General features: G+C 64.4%; 9 protein-coding genes. 7 read left to right on the forward strand and 2 right to left on the reverse strand.

The genetic code is table 11. The annotated features are described in order from the left end of the window. Positions 1–41: 41 nt before the first annotated feature. From HUA76_RS22270 to HUA76_RS22300, 7 genes are read left to right on the forward strand one after another with little or no spacing between them, the layout of a single operon-like run. Complete coding sequence (locus HUA76_RS22270; RefSeq protein WP_174461983.1) at positions 42–2,132, forward strand: N-6 DNA methylase; 2,091 nt, start codon at positions 42–44, stop codon at positions 2,130–2,132. Beyond that, a complete protein-coding gene (locus HUA76_RS22275; protein WP_174461984.1) occupies positions 2,129–3,403 on the forward strand; it encodes an ATP-binding protein in 1,275 nt (424 codons plus the stop codon). The genes HUA76_RS22270 and HUA76_RS22275 overlap by 4 nt, the downstream gene beginning before the upstream one ends. Next, positions 3,400–4,044: a hypothetical protein gene (locus tag HUA76_RS22280; RefSeq protein ID WP_174461985.1), complete on the forward strand. Its 645-nt coding sequence runs from the start codon at positions 3,400–3,402 to the stop codon at positions 4,042–4,044. The genes HUA76_RS22275 and HUA76_RS22280 overlap by 4 nt, the downstream gene beginning before the upstream one ends. Then, positions 4,041–5,447, forward strand: a complete 1,407-nt coding sequence (locus HUA76_RS22285; RefSeq protein WP_174461986.1) for a restriction endonuclease subunit S — start codon at positions 4,041–4,043, stop codon at positions 5,445–5,447. Before HUA76_RS22280 ends, HUA76_RS22285 begins: the two co-directional genes overlap by 4 nt. Next, positions 5,447–9,589, forward strand: a complete 4,143-nt coding sequence (locus tag HUA76_RS22290) for a protein kinase (RefSeq protein ID WP_174461987.1) — start codon at positions 5,447–5,449, stop codon at positions 9,587–9,589. The genes HUA76_RS22285 and HUA76_RS22290 overlap by 1 nt, the downstream gene beginning before the upstream one ends. Continuing rightward, positions 9,589–11,271 carry a hypothetical protein gene (locus tag HUA76_RS22295; protein ID WP_174461988.1) on the forward strand — a complete coding sequence of 561 codons (1,683 nt, stop codon included), beginning with the start codon at positions 9,589–9,591 and terminating at the stop codon, positions 11,269–11,271. The genes HUA76_RS22290 and HUA76_RS22295 overlap by 1 nt, the downstream gene beginning before the upstream one ends. Further along, positions 11,268–16,814, forward strand: coding sequence for an ATP-binding protein (locus HUA76_RS22300; protein WP_174461989.1), 5,547 nt, complete (start codon positions 11,268–11,270; stop codon positions 16,812–16,814). Before HUA76_RS22295 ends, HUA76_RS22300 begins: the two co-directional genes overlap by 4 nt. Positions 16,815–16,823: 9 nt before the next feature. On the opposite strand, the gene HUA76_RS22305 is transcribed toward HUA76_RS22300, so the two are convergent. Then, on the reverse strand, positions 16,824–18,509 hold the full coding sequence (locus HUA76_RS22305; RefSeq protein ID WP_174461990.1) for a DUF262 domain-containing protein: 1,686 nt from the start codon (positions 18,507–18,509) through the stop codon (positions 16,824–16,826). A 179-nt stretch (positions 18,510–18,688) separates the two neighbouring features. Then, positions 18,689–18,916, reverse strand: coding sequence for a hypothetical protein (locus HUA76_RS22310; RefSeq protein ID WP_174461991.1), 228 nt, complete (start codon positions 18,914–18,916; stop codon positions 18,689–18,691). Positions 18,917–19,350: the final 434 nt, after the last annotated feature.

The following is a 19,350-nucleotide window of genomic DNA, read 5'->3' on the forward strand; positions in this document are numbered from 1 at the left end:
AGTTTCGTCTTCCGACGAGCTTGGTGAGAAGGAGCGGAAGCATGGCTAGGCCCAAAAAGACAGCGAAGTCGGAGTCGGCGACAGCAGCCGAGGAGAACGAGACGTCGACCGACGAAACGAGCGCGATCGAGGACGGGAAGATCCTCGACTACATCACGGGCAAGCCTGTCGCGGAGAACGACAAGGAGCGTGTTCGCCAGCGCATCGCTCGTGCGCTTTTTCACGAATACGGCATCTCCGTCGACGACATGGAGCCCGACTTCAAGGTGAAGGTCGAGGAGTCCGGCAGGTCGTCGAACAAGAAGATCGACATCGCCATCTTCGAGCCTGGATCCAATCATACTCCGGAGAACGTGCGCCGCCTCGTCGTCTGTCAGAAGGAGCTGAAGGTCGGCGATAGAGGTGCGTACAAGATACGCGACCACGAGCAGGCCGCGAAGGATCTCGAGCTGCTCAAGGATGCGATGGCCGCTTGCGAGAACTGCAAGTACGGCCTCTGGACCAACGGACTCGAGTTCTTCTTCTTTCAGGTCAAGCGCACCAAGTTCGACGTCAAGTTCAACCCAATTGGCGACTGGCCGCTCGCCGACGACTCCATCGGTACGCGCGATGTCGCCTCGCACGCCAAGCTTCGTCGAGCCGATCCCGAGATGCTTCGCACCGCCTTCCGGCGATGCCACAACTTCATCCACGGTAATGAGGGGATGCCGAAGGACGCTGCCTTCTGGCAGTTCCTTTATCTCATCTTCGCCAAGATGCATGATGAGCGGCAGCCGAACGATGCGCGTCGCTTCTGGGCTGGCCGCTTCGAGAAGAATGGCCAGCTCATCGACGAGCAGTTCGATCCCGATGGGCAGAAGGCCATTCGCAAGCGTATCCTCCCGCTCTTCGAGGAGGTGAAGAAGAAGTACTCGACGGTCTTCCGCGGCAACGAGGAGATCACTCTCTCCGATCGCGCGCTCGCGTTCATGGTCTCGGAGCTCGCGAAGTACGACCTCGGGCGTACAGATGTCGACGCAAAGGGGGCCGCCTACCAGGAGATCGTTGGCACCAACCTGCGTGGTGATCGAGGGCAGTATTTCACGCCGCGCGGGGCTATCAAGCTGGTTGTCTCGATGCTCGACCCGAAGCCGAACGAGCGTGTGCTCGACCCGGCGTGTGGCACGGGCGGCTTCCTGACCGCGACGCTCGCGCACCTCGCGCACAAGTTCCAGGCCGAGAAAGGCATCGAGCCCGGCGCCGAGTCGACGCAGGAACTCAACTCCATCCAGGACCGCCTCGGCGAGTTCGTGAAGAAGCACCTGTTCGGCGCTGACTTCGATCCGTTCCTCGTCCGTGCTGCGCAGATGAACGCCGTAATGGCAAGCAACACCGAGGCACATCTCTTTAATATCAACTCGCTTGAGTTCCCCGCAGGTCACTTGCCGGGGCGCGCCGAGGCTGAGAAAGTCGCGAAGCTGGGCACGATGGACGTGGTAATGACGAACCCGCCCTTCGGTTCCGAGATCCCGATCACCGATCCGAACATCCTTCGGAACTTCAACCTCGCGCGCATTTGGGAGCGCACTGAGGACGGAGGCTTTCGAAACACGGGCCGACTGCAAGGTAGAGTGGCACCCGAGGTCCTCTTCATCGAGCGCTGCGTCGATTGGCTCAAGCCGGGTGGACGCATGGGCCTCGTCTTGCCGGACGGCATCCTCGGCAATCCGGGCGACGAGTATATCCGCTGGTGGATCCTTCGACACAACTGGGTGCTGGCGAGCATCGACCTGCCCGTCGAGGTCTTCATCGTCGAGGCTAACGTCAACATCCTCACGAGCCTCCTCTTCTTGAAGAAGAAGACCGAGCAGGAGCTGAAGGCTGGCGACCTCGGGAGCACCAATGAATACCCGGTCTTCATGGCTGTCGCCGAGAAGGTTGGCTTCGATCGGCGAGGCAACACGCTCTACAAGCGCAGCCCCGACGGCGAAGAGATCCTCAAGGACATTGAGGAGATCGAGCGCATCCGCGTGAACGGCCACTTCGTTGAGCGGCGGCTGCGTCGCAAAAGAAAAGTCGTTGATGACGACCTGCCGCTCATCGCGGACGCGTACCAAGAATTCCGCAAGAAGAACAAGGAGCCTGGGGCGTGATTACGCACATCGATGCCACCAACTATCGATGCTTCGAGAAGCTCTCGATCACCACCAATGACCTCGTGGTCGTCGCTGGCGCGAACGGTTCCGGCAAGACAACGCTGCTCGACATCTCAGTGCTCCTCGGAGACCTGCTCAGGAGTCGTAGCATCTCGGGTGCGTTCATGGACCCGCTATTGAACAGAGGCGCGCGTGCGTCCTCTCTCAGCGAACTGTGCTTTCGTCACAACGGCGAGAGCTTCTCGCTCGGCATTGAGGCGCGGCTGCCGGACCACGTGCGAGAGGCGGTCGTTGCGCGCTCGAGCCCGACGGTCCAGAAGGACGCCTCTAAGCACCCGACGCACATTCGCTACGAGCTGCGTCTTCGGGTGACCACTCACCAGATGGCTGTGCAGAACGAGTACTTGTTCCTGTTCACCCACTCGGACGCATACGAGGCGCAGCGGCTTCCTCTCCAGGGTGAGAACGCCAATCAGGACGACTGGCGCTTTGTCATCAATCGAGCCTACGGTGGGGAGAGCATCTTCCGGCCTGAGGGACACGGCGCCAAGCGCTCGGCGCAGATCGACGAGACGCTGCCCGCGCTCCTTCGCATCCAGGTCGAGAACAAGGCCGAGTTCCCAGCGAGCATCTGGCTCCTCAACCTCCTGCTCGATGGTGTCGTGTTCTTCGATCCAACCTGGAGCAAACTCAGGAGCCCGAGCCAGCCTGGCCTCAAGAGGCAGCCGCTCCTCAGTTCGGGCGAAAACCTGCCCTGGCTCGCCCTTCGTCTGCAGGAGGAGTCCCCCGAGCGCTTCGCCGCGTGGGTCGCGCACGTTCGCACCGCGCTCCCTCAGATCACTGGGCTTTCCGTCCGTGAGCGCCAGGACGACCACCACGCCTACTTCCGTGTCCAGTACGAGGCTGGCTTCGAAGTGACGTCCTCGGGGCTGTCAGAGGGCACTCTCCGCATCCTCGCGCTCACTCTCATCGCGTACATTGACGATGCGCCTCGCCTCCTCGTCGTCGAGGAGCCGGAGAACAGTATCCACCCGCAAGCGATCGACACGGTGATGCAGTCGCTGCGATCGCACTATGACAGACAGGTCTGGGTCTCGACTCACTCTCCAGTGGTGCTCGCTACGACAAAACTCTCCGAGCTTCTTGTCACGCGGCTTGCTCGGAGCGGCGCGGCCTCGGCCATCCCCGGCGTGCAGCACCCACGCCTCGCTACATGGAAGGGCGCGATTGATCTCGGAAGCCTGTTCGCCACGGGGGTGTTCGAGTGAACGACCTCCTCTTCTTCGTAGCGGACAAGAACATGGCCGAGGCTATCGGCGGTCTCTTGGAGCGCGACCAGATCCACCGCATCGTCAGATGCGGTCGGTTCAAATTCGACGCCCGCCGCGACATCAAGGTCGCCGCTGGCCAGAACGACTCGGGTCTCTATGTCCGAGCCAACGAACTGCTTCGCCCGCTGGTGGCGGACTACACGCGCGCGGTCGTCATCGTCGACGAAGAGTGGGAAGGCAGCCCGGGCGCCGACGCCATTGAGAGTGCGCTTCGCGGCCATCTCAACGATGCGGGCTGGTCGGAGGCGAACAGCTTGGCGATCGTTGTACGGCCCGAGGCCGACGTGTGGCTCTGGTCCGACTCCCCGCACTCCGCGCTGGCGCTCGGCTGGGCGTCGTGGGACGTGCTACGCCTCGCGCTCAGTAAGCAAGGGCTGCTGGCTGCTGGCCGGGCGAAACCGGAGCGACCCAAGGAGGCTGCTGAGTGGGCGCTGCGAAACTGCGGCAAGAAGGCGCCGCGTTCGGCGGCACTCTACCGGCAGGTCTCGTCTCAGGTGTCGATTCACCGCTGCGAAGACGAAGCGCTCACGCGGCTCTTGGACGCGCTCCGCGCGTGGTTCCCTGTGGAGGGCGCATGAGAGCGAAGACAATCGCCAGCGCACTGCTGCACCAGAACGGCCGGCGCCTGGACTGCGGCCCGTACATGTCAGGTGGACCGGAAACGAAGCACGCCCTTGGTAAGCTCCGTGCGGCAAAGGTTCCACTTTCATCGGTAACGCAAGCTGGCGCTGCGGGTATCTTCAACGGTGGACGTCACGCCCGGAGGTATGTGACGGAGGCGCACGATGGTGTGCCATTTCTCGGCAGCACAGACATATTGATGGGGGATCTCTCGGGCGTTCCGCGCGTAGCGGCCTCGCAGGCTGTTCGTGATCGTGGACAACTTCTCGAGCCTTCTTGGAGCCTCATCACTCGATCGGGAACGGTCGGGCGCATGGCGTTCTCACGTCCCGATATGCGTGGGATGATGGCGAGCGAACATGTCCTTCGTGTGGCCGCCGACCCGAAACGAATCCCACCCGGTTATCTCCACGCCTACCTCCGCTCGAAGTTCGGCGTGCCACTCATAGTGTCGAGTACTTACGGCGCTATCATCCAGCATATCGAGCCCCACCACATCGCGGAGCTTCCGGTTCCCCGGCTCGGCCATACGATCGAAGGCCGCGCGAACGACTTGGTCGTCGAGTCGGCGAAGCTGCTGGCTAAGTATCAAGCGGACCTGAACGCTGCGACGAAACAGCTCTTCTCGTCAGTGAGGCTCGACGACATCACCGCCGCGGACTGGCATCTGATGGGGCGGGACACTGCTTTTGTGGTGGATAATCCGCACACGGACTCCCTCCGCGCGCTCAACTTTGCGCCAAGGTACCAGAGGCTGCTTGCAGAGATTCGTAAGCGCCCCTGGAAGACACTCGGTGACATATGCCTCCCTGGAACCCTTCGAAGCGGGGGACGATTCAAGCGCGTCGATGCGGACCCTGAATTCTCCTACCGGCTCGTCGGCCAGAAGGAGATTTTCTGGGTACGCCCTGAGGGGCGCTGGATCGCCCGAGCAACGGTAGGGAATACAGTGTTGGTGCCTCGCGGAACCGTCATGCTCGCCGCGCAGGGAACTCTTGGAGAGTCCGAGCTGTATTGTCGTGCGGAGTTCATCTACGGTCGAGCTGAGGAGAACGCGTACTCGCAACACTTCGTCCGAGCTATCGCCGACGAGTCCGTGATGCTGCGCGGCTGTCTGTTTGCCTTTCTGCGATCAGAGACAGCGTTCCGCATGCTTCGGTCGATTTCGATCGGGACCAAGTTACAGGATCTTCACCCAAAGTTCAGGGCCGAACTGCCTGTTCCCTACCCAGCCCGCGAGGCACAAGCGGCGATCCATCGAATCGTCGTTGAGGCTTATTCGGCACGGGACAAGGCGGTGCTCCGCGAAGAGGAAGCGGTTTCCCTGGTCGAAGAGGCTATCGAGAAGGGGGCGAGCTGATGGCTACGGTGATCCCCATTGGCGAACCGGTAAACGAGGCCGAGCGCCAGTCCATCGCTTACCTGCGGGCTCACCTGCCGTCGAGCTACCTCGTCCTCCACAACTTTGAGATCGTACGCGACGGCGAAGCCTTCGAGGTCGACGTCGCGATCGTCGCACCGCATGCCGTTTACCTCGTCGACGTGAAAGGCACGCGCGGGCTTATCGATGTTTACGGGTCTAAGTGGTACCCGGACGGCCGCCAACCTTTCAGCTCGCCCCTCGCCAAGCTTCGTGGCCACGCCAGAGCCGTCAAGGGCGTCATCACGAGCAGCCAGCCCGGCCGCCGCGATCTCGAGGCCATCTACGTTGATGCCGCCGTCATGCTCACAGCACCTGACGCCACGCTCGTCGATCAGGGAGGTCGCGACGCGCCGAACGTCACGATACTCAAGAAGGCGGCCGCGTTTTTCCAGAACAGCACGCGCATCCCCGCAGGAAAATCGAAGAACATCGGCGCGCACCAAAACATCATCATCAAAGCGCTGCAGGGCGTGGCGAACCCCCGTTCCGGGCCGCTGCGCTTCGGCAACTGGGTCGTCGCCGAGAAGCTCGGCGGCACCGATAGCTATGTCGAGTACCGCGCGTTCAACGCGTACGTCGCGCAGAAGTCGAGCGTGCTGCTCCGCGCGTACCAGGCCGATCCGTACAAGCAGCCGGAGGATCGCGAGAAGCAGAAGCTCCTCATCTCGAACGCCTACCGCGCGCTCAGCTCGATGCCGGGGCACCCGAGCATCGTTGGCGTGCGCGAATTCTTCCCCAGCGAGGCCGAGGACAAGTACTTCCTCGTCACCGAGGACGTGCCCGGACAGGCGCTACGCGTCCACATCGAGAAGCCAACGTTGGCGCTCACGCTCGACCAGAAGAACATGATCGCGGCTGACCTGCTGACCGCGCTCGGGCACCTGCAGACGCACAGGGTCGTTCACCGCAACATCTCGCCGTCGAACATCCTTGTCGGCACCGACGGTCGAGTCCGGCTAACCGGCTTCGACTTCGCGCGCCCGGGCACCGACCACAGCCGGACCATCGCGCAGGAGATCGTCGACGACCTCGAGCCGAAGTACATGGCGCCGGAGATTCACGGCGAGCCCGCTGCGGCGACGCCCGCCTCCGACATCTTCAGCGTCGGTCTCGTGCTCTACGAGCTGTTCACGGGCGAGCGCCCGTTCAAGACGCACACCGAACTCTTCGAGCAGAAGGCCGTCTTCGCGGTGAAGCCCAGCGCCCTCCGACTGGAGCTGCCCAAGGGCTTCGACGCCTGGCTCCAGAAGATGTGCATGTTCGAGCCTGGCGAGCGCCCGACGCCCTCCTGGGGGCTGACCGAGCTCAAGGTTCTCCTCGAACCGGGCGCCGCGTCGGTGCGCATGGCAGGCGCACCGCCGTCAGCGCCGGCGCTGGAGCCTGCCGTTCCCCAGCCCGACTACTCGAATCTGCTGTCCCAGACGCAGCTCACGCCGAAGTACGTCGTCGAGAAGCGCCTCGGGAGACCAGGCTCGTTCGGCGTCGCGTACAAGGTCATCGACACGCTCGGGGACGTGTCGCGCGCAATGAAGCTCGTGCTGCGGGACCGCGTCTCGACTGTCGACCGGCTCAAGAAGGAGTACAAGACACTCCTTCGCATCCCCGATCACCCCAACGTCGTGAAGGTGATCGACGCTGACTTCATCCCCGGCAACGGTCCACCCTTCATCGTCTTCGAGTACATCGATGGCCTCGACGTCGGCGAGATGATCGAGGGCAACCTCTTCGCTCCCGAGGACGCGCTTGAGTTGGCGCGACAGGTGGTGTCGGGCCTTGTGCATCTCCACGAGGCCGGTGTTTTCCACTGCGACATCAAGCCTCGCAACCTGCTGTGGACCGAGCGTGGCGCGAAGATCATCGACTTCAATGTCGCGGTCTTCGGCGCGAGCGGCGACCGTGGTGGTGGATCGCGTCGCTACCTTCCGCCGGACCTCGATCTCGAGGCGGTGCCGACGCCGAGCGATCTTGCGGACCGCGACCTCTACGCGCTTGGCATCACGCTCTACGAAGCGGTGACGGAGCGGTACCCGTGGGACAGCGCGCAGATTCCGCCGCCGGGGAGGAGTGCCGCCGACCCGCGCGAGCAGTCAAACTTGAGCGACATCGCGCCCGAGCTCGTGGACGTGATGCTGAAGGCCATCGCGCCCAAGCGGGCTGCTCGCTTCGCGTCCGCCGTCGAGCTGCAAAGAGCTCTCGCGGGTGTGCCTGCTGCGAGGCGGGCCCCGCAGCCCGTCACGCCAGTGCCACCATCATGGGGACCGCCCACCAACGGAGGCAACGGGAGCTCGTCAGGCCAACCGATCGCCCCGAACACGAATCCGTACGTGCGCCACATGCTTACGGTCTACAGCCAGAGCAAGCGGAGCAACGCGGGCACCCGTGGGCTCGACGTCATCAGCGAGCAGACCTACGTCGAGACCGCGCTTGACCGCGACCTCTTGCCGTCGGTGCTCTCGGGCGAGTTCTCGTTGGTTATCATTTCGGGCAACGCCGGCGACGGGAAGACGGCGTTTCTACAGAAGCTCGAACGCGCCGCCACAGACGAGCAGGCCATCGTGGATCACTCGCTGAACGGCGCGCGCTTCGTGCTCCGTGGCCGCACGTTCCTGTCGAACTACGACGGCAGCCAGGACGAGGGCGATCGGAAGAACGACGACGTGCTGCGCGCCTTCCTCGCGCCGTTCAAGGGCAAGGACTCGTCGGGCTGGGCCATGTCGAAGGAGACGCGCCTCATCGCCATCAACGAGGGTCGCCTCGTCGACTTCCTTGAGGCGAACCGCGTCGACTTCGAAGCGCTCGCCACGCTGGTAAGGGAAGGACTCCGCACTGGCGAGCCCTCCAAGGGCGTCGCGGTCGTGAACCTCAACCTGCGCAGCGTCGTCGTCGATCCCCATGGCTTCGATAGCTCGATCCTCGAGCGGCTCGTGAATCGAATGGCGCACGAGAAGTTCTGGGAGCCGTGCCACGGCTGCGACCTGAAGGAGCGCTGCTATGCCTTCCACAACGCGCGGACCATCCAGGACGAGACAGCTGGCAAGCACGTGGTCGAGCGGCTGAAGAGCCTCTACGCGATTACGCACCTGCGCGGGCGACTGCACATCACGCTACGCGACCTGCGCTCGGCGCTTGCGTACATGCTCGTCGGCACGCGCGACTGCGACGAGATCCACGAGCTGTATCGCACCGGTCAGCGCAACGAGATTATCCAGGGCTTCTACTTCAACAGTTGGAAGGGCGGCGACGCGCCGAGTGCGGACCGCCTGTTGACGCTGCTCTCCGAGGTCGACGTTGCCGAAGCCGATGATCCGCGTCTCGACCGCGCGCTCGATTTCGTCTCGCCCACCGAGGACCGCACGCTGTTCCGCTTCGAGCGGCGGGGGAACTACGACCGCGAGATCCTCCGCAGGCTGTACGACGAGCTGCCGCGCGATGTCTCCGGGAAAGCCAGCGAGCATCGGGCAGAGGCCCACCGACGCTTCATCGCGATGGCTCGGCGGCGCGCATTCTTCGAACGGCGCGATACAGGCTGGCGTTCGATGCTGCCGTACAAGACGGCTGATGAATTGCTGGCAGTCGTATGCGGCGCCCGGCCGCCCGAGGGGCTCCTCGAGCCGCTGCTTGTCGCGATCAACCGCGGCGAAGGGCTCACGCGGCCCGAGCACATCGGCAACAACCTCGCTCTCGAGGTGCGGCGCGTCGAAGGCGGCAGCGTGCGCTCGTACCGACTCTACCCGCGAGAGCGCTTCTCACTAGCGCTCGCTGACCAGTCCTCGCGCTCTCGCTTCGTCGAGCACATGCCGACCGGCCTCGTGCTTCGCTACCAGGACAAGGGGCTTGCCGCCGAGTTGTTCGTGTCACTTGACGTGTACGAGATGCTCCAGCGCCTGAACGAGGGCTATCGGCCCAGCGTCGAGGAGGAGCAGGGCTACTACTTGAGCCTCGCTGTCTTCAAGAACCTGCTGGGCTCTGCGCCCTATCAGGAGGTTCTGCTCAGCACGTCAAGCCACGATTTCTACCGGGTCGCGCGGCACTCGGATGGGCGCCTCGAGATGACGCGCGCTCGGGAGGGAGCGGTCTGATGTCTTTGTCCAAGCGTGATCGAGAGTTCCGGCTGCCGAAGATCAGCTACCTGGACTTCAAGCACCTCGAGATGGACCGCGTGCTCACCGCCTTCTTCGCGCGGCTGGCGCACAATGGCTATCCGAGCCGTTTGACGCGTACGTTTGAACTCTCGATCGAGACCTTCGTCGAGGAGTTCTTGGAGCACCCAGAGTGGTTTACGAACTTCCAGGGCCATCCTGACGTCGTGCGGCGCTGGGTCGAGACGCACTTGCTCGACATGGTGAACCGAGGGAGGGCCAACCAAGCAGTCGCGGCTCCACGCCCGCTTCACGGTTTCACGTATCGGTTCCGCAATCCGAAGCACTCTCGCGACTACGGTGCCGCGCAGCACCTCTACGAGATGCTCTACGGGGCGCGGAACGGCGCCGGTCAGAAGGCCATCGAGCACCTCCAGCACTTCTTCTTCCAGGGCCACGACAAGGTCACCGGCAAGGCCGACGGCTCAGCCACGCTCGACGTCGAAACGCAGGCGCTCCTTCGACTACTTGACCAGGTGAAGGACGCCCCGGACGCCAAGTCGGGCCGCGAGATCTTCGCGCCGCTTTGTGTGGGCGCGGCTGACCTCCTCGCCGATGACGTCCAGCGGCTGCTGTTCTACCAGCGCTTCATCCCACGCTCGGTAATGGTGGACTACCTGAAGGTCCTTATCGCGTTCCACCTCGGACTCTATCACCTGCGGCTCCTGAATCTCCTGCCGGCCCTGGTGCGTCGCAAGGGCGCTGACCCGACCTGTGCGACGGGCGCATGCCCGGTGAACCCGACGAGACCGGACAACCCGTACGGCGACTGTCCCTATCGCGTCGGTATGCTTGTCGACGTCGCTGGCCAGCCGGGTACGCCGATGGCGGCCCTCGCCGAGCGGAGCGCAGATACCCACTACCGCCGCATCCCGACCTTCGTGCGCGCTTACTTCGCGACGAAGAAGCTCGATGAGTTCGCCACTGATCTCGTTCGACGCGGCAAGCTGTCGAAGCCGCCGAGCGGCGATTTCTCGGTGGGCGAAGTGCTGCAACTGCTCGACGCGCCGTTGAAGGCCGAGCGCGAGAAGTTCTTCGGTCAGCGCATCTCGAGCCTCGTCGAGGAGACCTCGGGTGCGAAGGATGCCGAACTCGATCCGGAGCTGAAGGCCGTCACCGAGATGGGGCTTCCCGAGTTCGACGCCTACATCGAAATGATCGTCGCGCTGCGCGGTCGCTTCCATCGTCAGTACATCGTTGAGTGCCTCGACTCCCTGCTGCTCAAGAACCGGCCCGGCGCCGCTCTCGCACAGGGGAGGACGAAGAACGCGCCCCGCCGCTTCGTGCTCGACAGCCAGCTCCTTGAGGTCCTGCTCCAAATCGCCGTGCTGAAGCCTGGCGGTGCGGAGGGATTCCACACGGGGGAGCTGCGCGTCGACGAACTGCTCGTGTTCCTTCGTGAGCGCTACGGCATCTTCATCGACCAGTTGCCGCGAGGCGATGGCTTCGCGACGACGAGCATCGAGGACCGCCGTGCGCTCAGGGACAACGTTCGCGCGTTCACTGGGCGACTGCGCGAGGTCGGCTTCTACCGCGACCTCTCTGACGCCTACGTCACGCAAACCATCACCCCGAGGTATCGCATCGCCGCCGACGACACAACTGCAGGAGGACGGCCGTGAGCGCTGGGTTTCAGGAGCTGTCTTCGACGCAGCTCACGAACGAGTTGGAGAACGTGGCCGTCCCGCTGCTCGTCGAGCAGCTCCGCACGCGCGTCACTGGCCACTGCATGCGCGTGAGCGACCTCGACGCGGAGCTGATGACTCGGCTCTGCGCGCGGCTCCGAGCCGAGCTGCCGAATACCACGGTCGTCGTACTTACCGATGGAAAGCTACCCATCCCCGCTGAGCTCGCGGTGTCGAGCACCAAGCTCGTCGAGCTGCGCAACACCCACGCCGATGGCTCGCTGCGCCAGCCGCTCCTCGTGTTTGTGCCGAGCGAAGTGCGCGCGTCGGCCGAGGACTCGTTCGGCGTAGCAACGTTCGAGGAGGTTTCGGTCACCGGCCTTTACGAAGCGCTGAGCAAGCGGCTCGTCGACGAGATCCCTCCAGCGCTGCGTGGCTCTGTGCAGGAGTCTCTGCGACGGCTCCGCGACTCCGAGAGCCCCTGGACCTTCGCCGATGCGCTCTCGACGGTGCGTTTCCTCCTCGCCGCTAAGGTCAACGGCAACGACGCCGAGGCGATCGGCGCGTCTCTCTACGAGGTGGGGCTCGTGCCCGACTTCGAGTGGCTCGCGCAGCCAGAGAAGGCGCCGCTGCGCCTCGTGCGCAACCGTGAATGCGTCGAGAAGCTAACCTGGTCGGCTCGCTCGGAGCGAGGCCGCGTTGGTGATCTGGGCCTCGCCAACCGTACGTTCCGTAATCAGCTCGGCAACTTCCTCGCCGAGGCGGGCACCGATGATCCGCGCCAGTGGGCGCGCCGCATCGTCGTTGACAAGTCGCTCTGGCAGCTCGCCTTCAACAAGTGGGAGTTCGAGGACGGCGACCTCCAGCCGGACTCGGTCTTCATTGGCGAGGTGCAGACAGACCTTCCGGCCGTCGAAGACGACGAGACTAAGGATCCGCTCGCGCAGCTCATCGGCCAAGTCATCCTGCCGGTCGCCAGCCTCAAGAAGTTCAACGTCACGTTCCGCGTCGACCCGCACCCGATTAAGATGCAAGGCCTCGCCAAATTCGTGGCACAGGTCATCTCCAAGGAACACGGCCCCATCGGCCTCGCGCGTAGCAAGGCCGTCTGGAAGACCGCGACCGACAAGGCGACGATCTCCTTCTCGGCGCTCGGCAAGATCGACTGGGAAGAGGGCTGGCACTTCGTCCGCGTGCTCGCACAGACAGAGAGCGGCGACCTGATCCCGCTCGTCGATTCAAGTGGCCATGCCATCGCGTGGAGTGCTGACGCAGACGCGACGCTGCCCCGCTCGAACGAGAGTGACCTCTTCTACGTCTTGCCCAACACCGAGGTTGAGATCGAGCCCGCGCAGCGCGCAGTGCCGCGAGAGGCGAGCGCGCTGCACGCGATCTTCCGCGCGCAGTTCTCTGCGATCCTCGACGGCCGCGACCCGGCGGGCGTCGCCTTCGGGCACGTCACGTGGGCAGAAAAGACCAAGGGGCACGTCAGCGGCGCGGACATGCTTGAGGTGAAGCTTGGGCGTGAAGGCTCCGTGCATGTGCCGGTCGCGCGCGCGCTCAAGAGCATCGAGCAGAAGATCCTCGGTGCGCCGGAGGGTCCGATCAGTTGGCGTATTCCGCTGAACCATGGGGTGCCAGGAACGAGCACGGGCGAGGTCAACGGCTGGCCGCAGGGGCCTGCGGGCGATCGCTTCCTCGAGGCTCGCACGCGCTACTTCGAGGCGGTTCGTGGTGATGCTTCGGAGTTGGTCACGCAGGGCATCGACGCCGCTGCGCACGCCGAATTCGCGAGCGGCTACGCGGAGACGTACCTCGAGCTGATAGCGGACCTCGCGCGCCGTGCGGAGGCGACTGCGAAGAGCGACTCGCAGCGTGCGTTCACCGACCTGCGCAAGGTCCTCGCACTCGACTCGGTTCTCCTTGCGATCGTCGACCACCGCGGCCGGCGCCGCGATGCGGTCCTCGTCGCCCCAACGCATCCGCTCCGGGCGCTTTGGTTCGCCACGTGGGCGAAGCTGGGCGCGCGCTGGGTGGCGGCCGCGAAGACGGCGCCGCACGAGTATGTGGTCCCGACGCGCGAGGCGCTCCTGAAGCTCTTGTCGCCGACGAGCTTCCCGCCGGTCCTGCCGACGGAGGCGGGGCACGTTCTCACTGCCGTCGACAGTATCAACCCCTTCTGGACGCTGTTCGCGCCGTCGAGCGAGGAAGATCCTCGCGGGCTTGTCGGCGAGGTGTGCAGCGCACTCGGCTTGCCGGAGCCAGCCATCGGCGGTGCGCTCATCGACGGCGCGTACCTCTCGTCGCGCGTGCGGCGCTATCTGGTGCAGCATCCCTACGTCCGCACGCTGATCATCAACGCGTTCAACCCCGGCCGCGCGGGCGTCCTGGGCGACATGCTCCTCAAACTGCAGAAGGAGCCTGCGTTCGCCGATCTCCGGTACGACCTACGGCTCTTTGTGCCCGACCCAGACGCCCCCGGCGTTGGCGAGGAGATCGCTGCGCTGCTCACGACGGACGGCGGCACTACCGCACGTGAAGCGGACGCCTTCTCCGTCCCGGCGGAGACTCATCTGCATCCCAAGCTACGCTTTGCGGTGCGCGCGACCAAGGACTTCCGCACGAGCCCCGAGATGCATGCGGCGCACCTGTCTCTGCTGTTCGATGTGTTCCCGGCCGAAGAAGTGGCTGCACGGAAGGCCGACCCGCGCCATGCGACCGCCTTCGTGCACGGCCTCGTGCAGGAGTTTTCGACCGAGTACCACGAGGACGAACTGACCGTTGCGTGGCGGCGCCTCCCGCGCCACGGCGTGGCTCAGCCTATCGAGGACGCCGAGGAGCTGTCCGATCTGCTCGGCAGCCTTGCCGCCGCGATGTCGAGCGCGACCGCCACCATCGCCACCGGCCAGAGCGGCATCGACCTACGCCCGGTCGTGAGCCTCGCGCTCGGACCCGACGATCGTGCACTCCTCCATCAGGTCCACGAGGTGAGCGACTGGGTGTTCACGCTCGATCGCAACCTCGGCATCGAGTTCTTCGACCACGGCGGGCACTCCACGCGTCCTGACTACCTGATCGACCACTCGCCGGACATGGCGAGCACGCTCGGTCACCGGCTCGTCATTACCTCGCGCTCGGTCGCCGAACTCGAAGCGCTCCTGCGCCCAGTCCTCGAGCAGTACGGGCTCCATGCCGAGGGGCGCCACGCGGTGGTGCTGCTCGACCAGCTCCGTTCGCTGTCCGGGCGACTCGCGCTCAAGCTTATCTCGTCGCCGACGCAACGCGCCGAAGCCCTCGGCCTCGCGCTCTCACGTCTCTACCTCGAACACCAGGGTGTCTTCGAGAGCCAGATCGTCGTTCCGCTCGACGCGCACCTCGATCTGTACCGCGTACTGAAACAGCAGGCCGACGAACTCGGCGATGAGGTCAGCTTCAAGCGCACGGACCTCGGGCTCTTCGATCTCGACATCACCCGGCGGATCATCACGTCCCGCCTCGTTGAGGTGAAGTGCTACTCGGGCGTCGGCGACCTCAGCGCATACAACGTGCTGAAGTCGAGCATCGCCGAGCAGATCGCGCAGAGCGAGCAGGTCCTCGCGCACCACTTCGATCCGCAGCGCACGCCCCAGGACCGCCCGGACCGCGCGTTCAAGACGCGCGAACTCGCGTTGCTCCTCGAGTTCTACCTGGAGCGCGCGGAGCGCTACGGGGCCATCAGCCGCGAGGCCGCCGACGAGGCGCGCTACTTCGTTCACACGCTGGACGATGGCTATCAGCTCGCGTTCACGCGCAGCGCGCTCATCTTCGACTTCGCCAAGCCGGGCACCGAGCCGCCCGAGAGGGAGAGCGGCATCGAGTACCACCGTATCGGCGTCGACCTCATTCGCCAGATTGTCGAGGCCGCCGCGCCCAGCGCCGAGTCGTCGGCGAGCATTAGCGCCAGCTCGTCGGGAAGCGGGGAGTGGGGCGGGGGGCCTCGCCCGCGCGGTGTCACCGAGGTACGCCGTCGTCGCGAGCGCGCGCCGTCGGTACCGACGCTCGACATGGCCGCCTTCCTCGGTTCACCGCGCGATCGCTCCGTTTCTTGGGAAGAGCTGCGAGGCCGTCAGCCCAGCGTCCCTCCGCCGTCGCATACGCCCGTCGCCCCGCAGGAGGCGGTGTCTACGCCTGCGGTGGTGCGCCCTGCCGCACCCGAGGCCCCATCGGTTGCGGTTCCGCCGAAGGTTGCCCCTGCGGCCAACGTCGCGCCCGTGGCCGTGCCTCCCGAGCCCCCGGCAGCGGAGGGGCCGGCGCCCACGCCGAGCGCCGAGCCAAAGGGCGCTTCCGCCGTGCCCTACGACATCATGCTCGGCGTCACCGGCGACTCGCCTCAGTACGGGCTCCTTGGCGACGTCTCAGGCCGACGCGTCGCGATCGACCTGAACCAGACGCACACTATCAGCCTCTTCGGCGTCCAGGGCGGCGGCAAGAGCTACACGCTCGGCACGATCGCGGAGATGGCTTCGCTGCCCATCCCGAACATCAACGTCCTCCCGCAGCCGCTGGCCACGGTCATCTTCCACTACAGCCCGACGATGGACTACCGGCCGGAGTTCACTTCGATGGTCGCGCCGAACAGCGAGGCCGATCAGGTGAAGGCACTGAAGGATACGTTCGGTGCGGAACCGCAAGCGCTTTCAGACGTTCTCCTCCTCGCGCCCGCCGACAAGCTCGAAGAGCGCAAGAAGGAGTATCCGAGCATCGAGGTGCGCCCGCTGAAGTTCGGCGCCGCCGAACTGCAGACCAGCCACTGGCGCTTCCTCATGGGCGCCGTCGGCAACCAAGCGACGTACATCCGCCAGCTCAACCGCGTAATGAAGTCCCTCCGCGATGACCTCACGCTTGAGGGACTGAACCAGGGCATTGAGGCGTCGTCCTTGTCGGATCACCTCAAGGGCATGGCGAAGATGCGCCTCGAGCTCGCGAGCGAGTACATCGACGACTCGATTCGCCTGAAGGACGAGATCTGCCCTGGCCGACTCATCATCGTCGACCTCCGCGACGAGTTCATCGAGAAGGATGAAGCGCTCGGCCTCTTCGTCGTGCTCCTCCAGCTCTTCGCCGACGCGAAGTACCGCGACGCGCAAGGCGCTGAGCACTCGTTCAACAAGCTCGTCGTGTTCGACGAGGCCCACAAGTACATCGAGAGCCCGGACCTCGTGGCGGGCCTCATAGAGGTTGTGCGCGAGATGCGTCACAAGGGCACGAGCATTATGGTCGCAAGTCAGGACCCGCCGTCGGTGCCCGTCTCGCTCATTGAGCTCTCCAGCCAAGTCATCCTCCACAAGTTCAATTCGCCCGCATGGCTCAAGCACATCCAGAAGGCGAACGCGGCTCTCGGCTCGCTGACGCCCGAGAAGATGTCGAACCTGCGTCCCGGCGAGGCCTTCATCTGGTCGAGCAAGGCGACTGACGAGATGTTCACGAAGAGCGCGGTGAAGCTCCGCTGCCGCCCGCGCGTAACCCACCACGGTGGCGCGACAAAGACCGCAGTGGGCTGACCCGCGACGCTACGAGCTCTGGTTTAGCGGCGCGGGCCACACATTGATCGCGAGATCGGCGAGCAGATTGGCGCGCTCCTCGATCTGATTCTTCGACCACGCTTTCAAGGTGTCCGCCTTGAAGTGCTGGTTCAAGTAGACCTTGCTCTCGGCGAGGACTGGCCTTTTGATCTCGAACGGGCGGTTCGACATCTCCCTGTTGTAGTCCGAGCCGACGAGCGTGAGGTTGCCCGGCGTGTGCAACCACTCGGCGTGCACCAGGCGCCACGGATCACCGAGAGCGGCGATCCATGCGCGACCCTCGTCCTCGGCATCGTCGATGGTCTGCGGCATGACGTGCTCGATGGAGCAGCCGTCCAATAGCACCTGCTCGCTCTTGGCCTGTACGGCTAGCTCGAGGGCAGCGAGTACAGTCCGGTCGTACTTGCTCTGATAGAGATTGAACCGCACAAATTTTGCCCTGAACTCGTCATCCGACGGCCATCCCTTTGCACACAGGAAGGCAAGCACAGTCCGCGCAGGGTCACCTAACTCACGGCAGGCCGCGACGAACCAAGTGCTGTACCCTCGGGAGCTGAGTCCGCAGACGAAGCGACGAAGCACGAAGCTCGCGATCGCCCGCAAGATGACGAGGAGGTCGGCGCGCGGCAGCTCGTTCCGGCTTGAGCGCTCAAGCAGGGCGGTTACGAGAGGGTAGGCCGTCGTCACGTTGAGCTCCCGGATCGCGCGCAGTGCCGTTTCGACCTCCGCGTTGGTGTGGGCCGTGGCTCCTCGGACCACGTCGTAAAGCTTCGAGAGCTTGACCAAGTCGCTTACGACGGTGCGGGGCTCGAACTCTCCGTGCGGGAATTTTCGCTCGAACATCTCGAAGGTCTCATCCCGGCCGACGTAGGTTCCGTCGCGCATGAGCGCGTCGCGGAGGAACGCCTCGATGTCGCGCCCATAGAGCTTGCCCTCGCGCATGAACCGCGACTCGAGGTCACGCCAGAGTGTGTCGTCAAATCCGTCTTGGTCGTCGATCGGCAACGACATGAAGACGTGATTGCGAATCAGATCGGCCTCGGTGAGGTCGACGCCGGTGGAGTTTAGCGACCGGAAGATCTTGTATGGATTCTCGGCTCCGAGCGTGATCGCAACGAAGTCGAGTCGCGTCACGAGCGCCGTGAAGAAGCGACGCAGCTCCGGTTCCGATATCGCCCGCTGCTCCACGTGCTTCGCGAAAAGATGGTGGGCTGCTTCGATCTGGCCACCGGCGGTGGAGTCGGTTTGATCGACGAGCGCGAGGTAGCCACCGCGATCGCGCAAGCGAGGGAAGATCTTGTAGCGCTCGCGCCCCTTCTTGAATCTGTGGAGGAGGTAGTTCTCCTCGACCTCAGCGGCGAGTTCGTTCCACCCGCGGGACAATGCCACGTCGCGAACGACGCACAGGAGGATGGAGAGCGTCGTCAGGCGCTGCTGTCCGTCGATCACCTGGTACGCCGGGACGACGCCCGGCTGGTGCCCGTCCGGGACGGTCACGATCGAGCCCATAAAATGGCGGCGCTCGTCCGCGCCGACCTCGAGCAGCTCGCTTACGTCTGCCAGGAGCTGCTCCCAGTTCGCGGTGCCCCACGTATAGTAGCGCTGAAAGACTGGGATTACGTACTGGTCCGACGAGTGTAGGAGCTGCTGCAGGGTTCGCTCGGATGCCTTCATGTCGATGGATTCTCCCGGCGCCATCCTACTCCTGAGCCGCTGGCCCGTTAACCAGCAGCTCCAATGGGTGTTCGCCTCCTTTGGCTTGGGGGCCGGCAAAATTGAGCGTCGCGGGCGTGGGTTGAACCGCAAGCCGGCGATCCCGCCACGGCGTGAACGTCGCCATGGCGGGCTCTTCCTCAATGGATGGTGGGCTCCCGCGCGCTGTTCGGGTTCTTCAGCATCAACTCGAAGCCCGCCTCCAGGCAGCCGGTGACGATAGCCATCCGCTCCTTCTTGCTGCCCACGAGGAGGCGCAGCTCGAGAAGGATGCTGTGCTGCGTCAGGCTCGTCTTTACCGCGTAAAGACTCATTCGTCCGAGGTGGCGGATGGTGGTGCGGCGGTCCTCCTCGGTGGCGGCTTTCATGACCAGCCCTCTCTGCCAACGTGAGTGAGACAGTCCGTACCCGGCAGTTTAATGTGCAGGGCGACCCAGGCAGGAACGATGAATCCGGTGGTGGAAGTGACTCGGGGCAGGGAGACCGAGGTGCAGGAGAAGGCGAGGCGCCGAGGCTTCACGGCGGAGTACGAGTTGAGGGTGCTCGCGGAGGCAGACCGCTGCACGAAGCCCGGTGAAGTGGGAGCACTTCTTTCGCCGGGAGTGGCTGTACTCGTCGCTGCTGAGCGTGTGGCGGCGCCAGCGCAATGCAGGAGTGAAGTTGCCCCGGTTCCGCGGCTCTCCCGCACTTCGTGTGGTTCCCCTCTGGGGAGTAGGCAGACGCGGCAAGCTGCCAGCGGGGCGAATACACCCTGGGAATGGAAACGCTGTACCCACTTCCTGGGTGTCGGGTGGACCGGGTG

The organism is Myxococcus sp. CA056 (assembly GCF_013336715.1).
Taxonomy (GTDB): Bacteria; Myxococcota; Myxococcia; order Myxococcales; family Myxococcaceae; genus Myxococcus; species Myxococcus llanfairpwllgwyngyllgogerychwyrndrobwllllantysiliogogogochensis.